11 protein-coding genes are annotated in these 9,459 nt (G+C 52.7%); 4 read left to right on the top strand and 7 right to left on the bottom strand.

From position 1 onward, the window contains the following. The first annotated feature begins 261 nt into the window (after positions 1-261). The 3 genes from yciZ (at position 262) to osmB (ending at position 1,770) form a co-directional block, all read left to right on the top strand. Positions 262-444 (top strand): protein YciZ/DeoL, encoded by a 183-nt coding sequence (gene yciZ / locus ACSZPU_RS20115; RefSeq protein ID WP_499002453.1) that lies wholly within the window; start codon positions 262-264, stop codon positions 442-444. An 89-nt stretch (positions 445-533) separates the two neighbouring features. Then, positions 534-1,292: a DNA-binding transcriptional regulator YciT gene (gene yciT, locus ACSZPU_RS20110; RefSeq protein ID WP_499002451.1), complete on the top strand. Its 759-nt coding sequence runs from the start codon at positions 534-536 to the stop codon at positions 1,290-1,292. A 259-nt stretch (positions 1,293-1,551) separates the two neighbouring features. After that, on the top strand, positions 1,552-1,770 hold the full coding sequence (gene osmB, locus ACSZPU_RS20105) for an osmotically-inducible lipoprotein OsmB (protein ID WP_039076988.1): 219 nt from the start codon (positions 1,552-1,554) through the stop codon (positions 1,768-1,770). Between the two features lie 115 nt (positions 1,771-1,885). Here the strand turns inward: osmB and yciH are convergent, their stop codons facing one another. The 5 genes from yciH to pgpB all read right to left on the bottom strand — a co-directional run bounded on the left by yciH (position 1,886) and on the right by pgpB (position 5,530). Beyond that, positions 1,886-2,212, bottom strand: coding sequence for a stress response translation initiation inhibitor YciH (yciH, locus tag ACSZPU_RS20100; protein WP_499002447.1), 327 nt, complete (start codon positions 2,210-2,212; stop codon positions 1,886-1,888). Next, positions 2,212-2,949, bottom strand: a complete 738-nt coding sequence (pyrF, locus tag ACSZPU_RS20095) for an orotidine-5'-phosphate decarboxylase (RefSeq protein ID WP_499002444.1) — start codon at positions 2,947-2,949, stop codon at positions 2,212-2,214. Before pyrF ends, yciH begins: the two co-directional genes overlap by 1 nt. A gap of 187 nt (positions 2,950-3,136) precedes the next feature. Then, positions 3,137-4,306 carry a lipopolysaccharide assembly protein LapB gene (lapB, locus tag ACSZPU_RS20090; RefSeq protein WP_499002441.1) on the bottom strand — a complete coding sequence of 390 codons (1,170 nt, stop codon included), beginning with the start codon at positions 4,304-4,306 and terminating at the stop codon, positions 3,137-3,139. A 6-nt stretch (positions 4,307-4,312) separates the two neighbouring features. Then, a complete protein-coding gene (locus ACSZPU_RS20085; RefSeq protein ID WP_499002440.1) occupies positions 4,313-4,621 on the bottom strand; it encodes a LapA family protein in 309 nt (102 codons plus the stop codon). 141 nt (positions 4,622-4,762) lie between these two features. Continuing rightward, positions 4,763-5,530, bottom strand: coding sequence for a phosphatidylglycerophosphatase B (gene pgpB / locus ACSZPU_RS20080; protein ID WP_499002437.1), 768 nt, complete (start codon positions 5,528-5,530; stop codon positions 4,763-4,765). A gap of 187 nt (positions 5,531-5,717) precedes the next feature. On the opposite strand from pgpB, the gene ribA reads away from it, so the two are divergent. Continuing rightward, positions 5,718-6,308 (top strand): GTP cyclohydrolase II, encoded by a 591-nt coding sequence (ribA, locus tag ACSZPU_RS20075; protein WP_039076933.1) that lies wholly within the window; start codon positions 5,718-5,720, stop codon positions 6,306-6,308. 48 nt (positions 6,309-6,356) lie between these two features. Here the strand turns inward: ribA and acnA are convergent, their stop codons facing one another. Then, positions 6,357-9,032 carry an aconitate hydratase AcnA gene (acnA, locus tag ACSZPU_RS20070; protein WP_499002433.1) on the bottom strand — a complete coding sequence of 892 codons (2,676 nt, stop codon included), beginning with the start codon at positions 9,030-9,032 and terminating at the stop codon, positions 6,357-6,359. 180 nt (positions 9,033-9,212) lie between these two features. After that, entirely contained in the window at positions 9,213-9,311 is a 99-nt protein-coding gene (ymiC, locus tag ACSZPU_RS20065) for a small membrane protein YmiC (protein WP_499002456.1), read from the bottom strand. Positions 9,312-9,459 lie beyond the last annotated feature (148 nt).

Raw genomic sequence — 9,459 nt, 5'->3', positions numbered from 1 at the left:
AGTCATGATAATAGGGCCTTCTGATTAGAAGGCCCTATTATCAATGATTTTTATCCTCGTGACGACACTATCTAATCCTCCGGTAATAAAAGCGCGGTGCGCGCAGAGCAAGACTAATCCAGCAACAACCTGAGCTGTATGTAACTTAATGAATATATAATTGGTACTTATAATATTTTGAGATTTCGCTTTTCCCCTTCTCTTTTTACACTGTTTTCTGCATCATTCATTTTGTTAATTTTCAAACATAAAGGTGAAGACATGGCTGACATTGATGTAAAGCAACTGACAGGGCGGCTCGACACCGTGCTGGACATTCTGGTTGCAGGGGATTACCAATCCGCCATTCGTAACCTGGAGATTCTGAAGGCTGAGTTGCAGCACCTTGATAATGCGAATCAACCCGCGTCTGCCGGCAACCCTAAAACCCCCTGGGAAGTCTGACTGATACCCTCTCGCGATAGCGGACCGCAGGATCGTGGCTCCGTTATGGCTTTTTATTAATAGACGTAACGACTCTGAAAGTAGTGGCTATGAACTCCCGACAACAACTAATACTGCAAACGGTAATCGATAAGGGACGGATGAGCGTTTCGGATCTGTCAAAAATGACGGGCGTTTCCGAAGTGACCATCCGGCAGGACCTCAATACCCTGGAAAAACAGAGCTATCTGCGTCGTACGCACGGTTTCGCCGTACCGCTGGACAGCGATGACGTTGAAACGCGCATGATGAATAACTACACCGTAAAACGTGAGCTGGCGGATTACGCCGCTTCACTGGTGAGCGATGGTGAAACGGTGTTCATTGAAAACGGTAGCTGCAACGCCCTGTTGGCTCGCCGTCTGGGCGAACAACGTGGCATTACCATCATTACGGTCAGCAGCTACATTGCACATCTGCTCAAAGATGCCCTGTGTGATGTTATTCTACTGGGCGGTATCTACCAGAAGAAAAGTGAAAGCGTCGTCGGCCCGCTGACCCGCCAATATGTTCAGCAAGTGCATTTCAGCAAAGCGTTTATCGGTATCGATGGCTGGCAGCCTGAGACCGGTTTTACCGGCAGAGATATGATGCGCTCTGACGTGGTCAACGCGGTGCTGGAGAAAGGCAACGAAGCCATTGTCCTGACCGACAGCTCCAAATTTGGCGCCGTACATCCGTACACGTTGGGCATGGGCAATCGCTTTAATCGTGTGATCACCGATGCGGGCATCCCCGCTGACGCACAGCACCAGTTACAGGAATCTGGCCTGCTTGTTGATATCGTCAACACCTCTGCTTCACTCTAATAGAAACAGCCCACTCAGCCGGGCTATCTTCTTCATATCTGAGACTATTCCGACCCGCCAATTAAGATTATTTACCCTGCCGGTAAACATGTTCAGTCGTAAAATTATATTCAGCGATATAACAGGACGTGACTATCACACGCGTGATTTTAGTAACATCTGCGCAACAAGGTTTTACGGAAAGTCTTTAGGACAGGCCACAGGCACTATACTTAAAGAGAACACTTTTCCGTGAATCAACCATTCAGGAGAAAGTATTATGATGTTAACAAGCAAAAAAATGGCGGCCGCTCTGCTGGCTGTAACCCTGGCAATGTCTCTGAGTGCATGCGGTCACTGGTCAAAACGCGATCGTAATACGGCAATCGGTGCAGGCGCAGGTGCTCTGGGTGGTGCTGTCTTAACTGACGGTAGCACGCTGGGTACGCTGGGTGGCGCAGCGGTGGGCGGTATCATCGGTCACCAGGTTGGTAAGTAATTGGTTTCAACACGGCACCTAAAACAGAATAAAGATACTTTCTTTCAGGTCTGAATACGCAGTATAAAAAAAAGGCCACGATCCCTATCGCGGCCTTTATCTTTGGCGGTCAGTCTTAACCGCCCGCCAGTTTGACTTTCATTCCTTTCGCTTCCAGTAATAATTTAAGCAGATCGCGCTTATCACCCTGAATTTCAATTACGCCATCTTTGACCGAACCACCGCAACCACATTTCTTTTTTAATTCTGCGGCCAGTGTAGTCAACGCGGCGTCATCACCATCGACGCCGGTGATCAAGCACACGCCCTTCCCTTTGCGACCGCTGGTCTGGCGCTGAATGCGCACAACCCCATCACCTTTAGGACGCTCAACGCGCACTTTTTCTTCATCAATGCTCCCGGTTTCCGTGGAATACACCAGGCGGCTATTGTTATCGCTCATCATGCCCCCAGGCTAAGAGATGCGTTAATGTCGCGCAGCGTCTGTGCCGGATCTGCAGACTGTGTCACCGGGCGACCAATGACCATATAGTCTACACCCGCTACCAGCGCCTGCTCCGGGGTCATAATTCGGCGTTGATCGCCCACGTCGCTGCCCTGCGGACGAATACCCGGCGTGACCAGCTTAAATTCTTTACCGAACGCCGCTTTGAAACGCACAGCTTCCTGTGCCGAGCAAACCACGCCATCCAGACCACACTGCTGGGTTAACCCCGCCAGCCGTTCCGCGTGTTCCGCCGGCGTGGCGTTAATGCCTAACCCCTGCAGGTCGCTGGCTTCCATACTGGTGAGCACCGTTACCGCAATCAGCAGCGGCGCATCGTTACCGAAAGAGTGTAACGCCTCTTTTGCTGCGGTCATCATGCGTGCGCCGCCGGAAGCATGTACGTTCACCATCCACACGCCTAACTCTGCCGCGGCTTTTACCGCATGAGCTGCCGTATTTGGGATGTCATGAAACTTTAAGTCCAGGAACACATCAAAACCGCGCTGCTGCAGGTCGCGAACCAGCTGCGGGCCAAACAGCGTAAACATCTCTTTACCGACTTTCAGTCTGCAGTCACGGGGATCGATGCGGTCGACAAAGGCCAGGGCTTTATCACGATTATCGTAGTCGAGTGCGACCACGACCGGAGAAGATGTTAACGCGCGGGAAATAGATGAAGCAGTAGACGTCATGATGAGACCTTCTTTAATGAGGGCACCCGCTCAGGCGCGAATAATAAACGGCGAGCATTCTACCTGTGACTACGCGGAATTGACAGGTTCCATTCATCAGCTGCGAAGCGATGTTGGCACGGTATTACATGATTGAAAGTGTAGACCCAAATAGTATGTTGTAACTAAAATAAGGTTTTTTTAAAAATTACTGCCCGTCCAGGCCGCGAATCGGCTTAACGGTTGACCAGGCGCGGCATGACGGACAATGCCAGTACATGGTAAACGCGGTAAAACCACATTTATGGCAGCGATAACGCGGCTTGCTGCGAATTTGCTCACCCACCATATCACGCAGCACCATCAGGCTCTCTTTCGCGCGCCCTTCTTCTGCTTCGTTAAGGTGATAGTCCATCAGTTTGTGGAAGACCCGCATCGTCGGATGACGCTGCAACTGACGCGTGACGTACAACTGAGCAGGATCCTGGCCTTCTCGGTGCTCCATGATTTCGGCGAGCATCAATTCTGCGGTGGCACCGGTGTTCTCTTCCACACAGCGCTGCAGGAACGCGGCCCATTCGTCATTTTTGCCCAGATGCTGGTAGCACACTTGCAGCATCTCCAGCGTTTCGCTGACCAGTTCTTTGTCCTGTTCGATAACACGCAACAGACTTTCAACAGCTTTGGCGTATTCCCCTTTCGCCATGAACACGCGGCCCATCATGATCGACACGCGAGGGCTGTCGCGGTCGGCGGCGGCGCCTTTTTTCAGCAGCGCCATCGCCCGATCCATATCGTCATTGCCCATTTGCTGCAACGCCAGCTCGCAGTAGAAATGGGCGATTTCGCCACGTTGTTTGTCTATGCCGAGCTTAACGAGGCGCTCTGCTACATCAATCGCTTTCTGCCAGTCGCTGGTGGCCTGATAAATCTGCAGCAACTGTTGCAATGCGCCAACGCGAAAATCGGTTTCGTCGACAAGCTGGTTGAACATGTCTTCCGCACGGTCATACATCCCCGCAGCCATATAGTCACGGCCCAACTGCTGCACGGCGAGCAGGCGCTGGTCATAGGAGAGCGACGCGCTTTCCATCAGGGTCTGGTGAATACGGATAGCGCGGTCTACTTCGCCACGCGAGCGGAACAGGTTTCCAAGGGTAAGATGAGCTTCGACAGTGCCAGTATCCTCTTTGAGCATATCGAGGAACAGGTCCACCGCCTTATCTTGTTGGTTGTTCAGGAGCAGGTTCATCCCGGCTACGTAATCACGCGATAGCCGGTTCGCCTCGTCTTGCTTTGATTGTTGAGCATTTCTGCGCCCCATGTACCAGCCGTATGCAGCCGCAACAGGTAACAACAGAAACAACAACTCCAACATATACGATTATTCCTTCACTACCGGCGTACCGGGATTCACAGTAGCCGTGGTAGCAGGCGCAAGTTGATGCTCGAGTCGTTTAATTTTCCGCTCCGCACGTGCCAGAGAGACGCGTACGCGTAGCCAGAACAGACCACAAATTAGCCAGCCAATCACAAAACCTGCAGCAAAGAGAACGGCCAGTAATGTTGAAATGTGATATTCGCCCTGGGCGAGCAGATAATTGAAGGTCACCTGCTGATCGTTTTGCGCTCCAAGGGTGACCGAAACGACAAAAATCGCCAGCACCAGTAAGAAAATGAGTAAATATTTCACATTACTTCCCGTTATGTGGTTGTGAGCGAATAAGTTATGTTCAACCGACTGCATCCAGCCTTATAAACTACCATTTTAGCGCCTGGTGCGAAACGGAAATGCGTAACGCCTCATACTGATTTAGGGTCTAAAGCGAGAATTTCAACGTTCTTGCTCTTCTCTTTCGGCTATTTCCTGCTTTTCTTCCACTGGCGGTGTAAGTGGGCCGCATACGCACTGGGCAAGCCAGGTGGCGACCGTCACCAGAAGCCAGGAGATCAGCGTCGCGACGACCAGATCCTGTGGCCAGTGCATGCCGAGCAATAATCGGCTCCCCATGACACTAGTTGCCCACAGCAGCAGCACAACAATAGTCCAGGTCCGACGACGTGGCCAAAGCAGACCAACTCCAAGCAGCGCCCAGCTGGCGGCAAACATCGTGTGGCCCGAAGGGAACGCAAACCCCGTCTCGTTCTGCCAGTGTTTGCGTAAAAACTCAGGAATGGTCACCTGGTTGATAAGCTGTTCTTCTACCAGATGACTGCGTTCTTTTCGTTTCAGGCTGTAAAACTCATCAGATTGAATATTATGCGTTTTTTCAAGCCAGACCACAAATGGCCGGGGCTCCTGTACCCGTTCTTTAACCCAGGATTTCACCCCCTGACCGGCGAGGATCGCACAGCCCAAAATGGCGAACAGCATCAATGCCGGTTTTAAGCGAAAACGCAGGCACCACAGAAACCAACCGCAGTGGACGACATGGGTGATGATGCCCCAGGGTTGGGTTACGGTTTCCGTTATCCAGTACATCGCGCGCAGCCATACACTGTTTTCACCAGGCTGCCAGTTCCAGCCAGACATCCACACGGCAACAGGCATAATTAACAATAATCCCGCACCGACCGTCGTGCGCTTTGCAATGGAAAGCATCTTTTCTCCTTTAATCTTCGGCCTGACAATCATAACTGATAAATAACATTTTCGGGAAAAGTGCCAGATTTGTGCGTTTTACCAGCAATGTGTCAGGAGGTGGTTAGTGATGTAAAGCGCATTGTGGCAAAATGCGGTTATACAAAAGGCCAATCGTCTGACGGCCAGCATAAATCTGGAGAATCACATGCAGCTTAAACGCGTGGCAGAAGCCAAACTGCCAACCCCATGGGGCGATTTCCTGATGGTGGGTTTTGAAGAACTGGCAACCGGGCAAGATCATGTTGCGCTGGTCTTTGGGGATATTTCCGGGCAGTTACCGGTTCTGGCGCGAGTCCATTCAGAATGCCTGACGGGTGACGCGCTGTTCAGCTTACGCTGCGATTGCGGTTTTCAACTGGAAGCAGCACTGACGCATATAGCAGAGGAAGGCCGTGGCGTATTGCTTTACCACCGCCAGGAAGGTCGTAATATCGGCCTACTCAATAAAATTCGCGCCTATGCGCTGCAGGACCAAGGCTACGACACCGTTGAAGCAAACCATCAGTTAGGGTTTGCCGCCGACGAACGTGACTTCACGCTATGTGCCGATATGTTCAAACTGCTGGGTGTGGATGAAGTACGTCTGTTGACCAACAACCCGCTCAAAGTCGAGATCCTCACCGAAGCTGGCATCAATATCGTAGAACGTGTGCCGTTAATTGTCGGACGTAATCCGAAAAACGCGCATTATCTCGATACCAAAGCCGCGAAGATGGGTCACCTGCTAAGCGAGTAACGTCTGAATATGCCGGGTAGCGGGCCTTCGCCACCCGGCATCTCACATTTAATGCAGCATATTGCGAATTACGTAATGCAGGATGCCGTCATTCTGGTAGTAGGTCAGCTCCGTAGCCGTATCGATACGACAGCGGCAATTTAGCACCTCTTGCGTACCGTCAGTACGGGTTAGCACTACCGGGATAGTTGCCCCAGGTTTAAGCTGATTCAGGTCGGCGATATCCAGTTTCTCCTCCCCCGTCAGCCCCAGGGTTTTACGCGTCGCGCCTTGCGGGAACTCAAGCGGCAGTATGCCCATCCCAATCAGGTTCGAGCGGTGAATACGTTCAAAAGACTCCGCAATCACCACCCGCACGCCCAGCAGACGTGGCCCTTTCGCTGCCCAGTCACGGCTGGAACCCGAACCATACTCTTTACCGGCAATCACCGCTAGCGGCGTGCCTTGCTGCTGATAGCGCATCGCTGCATCATAAATGGCGACCACTTCGTCACCCGGCAAATGACGGGTCATTCCCCCTTCTACACCCGGCACCATTTCGTTACGAATGCGGATGTTGGCGAACGTCCCGCGCATCATGACTTCATGGCTACCGCGACGCGAGCCGTAGGAGTTAAAATCCCGCCGCTCCACACCGTGGCTTTGCAGATAACGTCCTGCCGGACTGTCGGCCTTAATGCTGCCCGCCGGCGAGATATGGTCGGTGGTCACGGAATCACCCAGCATTGCCAGAATGCGCGCGCCGCGGATATCTTCAACCGGTTTTGGCGTGGCTTCCATATCGTCAAAGAACGGTGACAGGCGAATGTAGGTTGAATCATCCTGCCAGCCGTAGGTGTCGGAGCTTTCTACCTGAATCGCTTTCCATTCCGGCGTACCTTCAAACACTTCGGCATACTCTTTATGGAACATCGCGGTAGAAACCTGCTCAACCGCCCGGGCGATCTCCTGACTGGATGGCCAGATATCTTTCAGATAGACCGGGTCACCTTTGCGATCGTGCCCCAGCGGATCCGTGGCCAGGTTGACGTTCATATTGCCCGCCAGCGCATAGGCCACCACCAGCGGCGGCGACGCCAGCCAGTTGGTTTTCACCAGCGGATGAATGCGTCCTTCGAAGTTACGGTTACCGGAAAGCACCGCGCCAACCGTTAAATCACCCTGCTTGATTGCCTGCTCGATAGGTTCGGGTAGCGGTCCCGAGTTACCGATACAGGTGGTACACCCGTAGCCCACCAGATTGAACCCCAGCTCATCAAGATACGGCGTCAATTTCGCCTGAGCGAGATAGTCGGAAACCACTTTAGAACCCGGGGCCAGTGAGGCTTTGACCCACGGCTGGCGTTTCAGCCCGGCATTCACCGCGTTTTTCGCCAGCAGCCCCGCCGCCATCAAAACGCTCGGGTTCGAGGTGTTGGTACAGGAGGTGATGGCCGAGATCACCACGGCACCGTCGGGAAGCTCGTGTGTTTCGCCTTTAAACACGTACTCCACCGGCTTGCGGTCTTTCTGTGCGGTGTTGAGCTCCAGCTCAGTGCTGGCGGCAAAGGCTTTCGGCACATCGCTTAACGCCACGCGGTCCTGCGGTCGTTTCGGCCCGGCAAGGCTGGCTTCAACGTCGTTCATATCCAGTTCAAGGGTGCTGGTGAATACCGGCTCATCGCCCGTATTACGCCACATCCCCTGCACTTTAGCGTAAGCCTCAACCAGCGCGACCTGCTCTTCACTGCGCCCACTCAGACGCATATATTCCAGCGTTACGCCGTCAATGGGAAAAAAGCCACAGGTTGCGCCATATTCTGGTGCCATATTGGCGATGGTCGCCCGATCCGCCAGCGGCAGCGAGTCCAGCCCGTCACCATAAAACTCGACGAATTTGCCCACCACGCCGTGTTTACGCAGCATCTGGGTGACGGTCAAGACGAGGTCGGTGGCGGTGATCCCTTCGCGTAATTTGCCGCTCAGTTTGAAGCCCACTACGTCAGGGATCAGCATGGAGACCGGTTGGCCCAGCATCGCCGCTTCGGCTTCAATCCCGCCAACGCCCCAGCCCAGTACGCCGAGGCCGTTGATCATAGTGGTATGCGAGTCGGTCCCGACCAGCGTGTCCGGGTACGCCACCCACTCTTTGCCCTGCAATTCGCTCCACACCGCTTTGCCGAGGTATTCCAGATTCACCTGGTGGCAAATCCCGGTACCGGGCGGCACAACGCTAAAGCGGCTGAATGCCTGTTGCCCCCAGCGCAAAAAGACATAGCGCTCGTGGTTACGTTCCATCTCCAGACGCACGTTTTCGTCAAAGGCGTCATCATCACCAAAATGGTCAACGGTGACGGAGTGGTCAATAACCAGATCAACAGGGGAAAGCGGGTTCACTTTGGCGGTGTCGCCACCGAGGCGTTTAACAGCCTCACGCATGGCGGCAAGGTCAACCACGGCCGGTACGCCGGTGAAGTCTTGCATCAGAACTCGGGCGGGGCGATAGGCGATTTCACGATCGGCATGGGCTGTTTTCAGCCACCCGGCCAGGGCACGGATATCTTCTTCGGTGACAGAATCTTCATCCTGCCAGCGCAGGAGATTTTCGAGTAGTACTTTTAGCGACTTGGGTAGACGCGCAATATCCCCAAGTTCCTTTGCGGCCAGCGGCAAGCTGTAGTAGTGATAAGTTTTATTCTCTGCCTGCAACGTGTCCTTACTGGCTTCGCGTAGGGTCGACGACATATGCTCCTCCTTAATCACAGGATTGCGAAACCCTGATTGTTATCAGGGTCTGTATTAAAGATAACACAAACATGTCGTAACGTTTTTATAACAACTCAAATGGCTAAATCTGACTGTCAGGCGGGCAAGTGCTGGAGAGTAAAAGCAAAAAACCCCGCCTGAGCGAGGTTTTTCAATTGATTAGGATAACCATATCCAGATGAGCTCTCCCCAAAAAAACAGGGAAAAAGAAAACGCGCTCATCCACGACCAGTATTTCACAGAACAACGATTATTCATCATATACACACCAGAGAATGTATTCATTAAAGCTGGGTAAAAACGCAATTCATTATTGCTGTGGTGTATTTATTTAAGGAAGGTGCGATTTAATCGGTGGGGTTCAGTGGAGTCCTTAGCTGTATTAGCCTTACCTTAGCTGAGCTGT

Origin of the sequence: Phytobacter sp. V69 (assembly GCF_965644215.1) — a bacterium.
Taxonomy (GTDB): domain Bacteria; phylum Pseudomonadota; class Gammaproteobacteria; order Enterobacterales; family Enterobacteriaceae; genus Phytobacter.
This window is presented reverse-complemented; position numbering and strand designations above follow the sequence as displayed.

What these genes read in the sequence shown, in the direction of transcription:
- acnA (WP_499002433.1), bottom strand. Translation starts at nt 9,032, where the DNA reads ATGTCGTCGACCCTACGCGAAGCCAGTAAGGACACGTTGCAGGCAGAG.
- yciZ (WP_499002453.1), top strand. Translation starts at nt 262, where the DNA reads ATGGCTGACATTGATGTAAAGCAACTGACAGGGCGGCTCGACACCGTG.
- ribA (WP_039076933.1), top strand. Translation starts at nt 5,718, where the DNA reads ATGCAGCTTAAACGCGTGGCAGAAGCCAAACTGCCAACCCCATGGGGC.
- pgpB (WP_499002437.1), bottom strand. Translation starts at nt 5,530, where the DNA reads ATGCTTTCCATTGCAAAGCGCACGACGGTCGGTGCGGGATTATTGTTA.
- yciT (WP_499002451.1), top strand. Translation starts at nt 534, where the DNA reads ATGAACTCCCGACAACAACTAATACTGCAAACGGTAATCGATAAGGGA.
- lapB (WP_499002441.1), bottom strand. Translation starts at nt 4,306, where the DNA reads ATGTTGGAGTTGTTGTTTCTGTTGTTACCTGTTGCGGCTGCATACGGC.
- ymiC (WP_499002456.1), bottom strand. Translation starts at nt 9,311, where the DNA reads ATGAATAATCGTTGTTCTGTGAAATACTGGTCGTGGATGAGCGCGTTT.
- osmB (WP_039076988.1), top strand. Translation starts at nt 1,552, where the DNA reads ATGATGTTAACAAGCAAAAAAATGGCGGCCGCTCTGCTGGCTGTAACC.
- yciH (WP_499002447.1), bottom strand. Translation starts at nt 2,212, where the DNA reads ATGAGCGATAACAATAGCCGCCTGGTGTATTCCACGGAAACCGGGAGC.
- pyrF (WP_499002444.1), bottom strand. Translation starts at nt 2,949, where the DNA reads ATGACGTCTACTGCTTCATCTATTTCCCGCGCGTTAACATCTTCTCCG.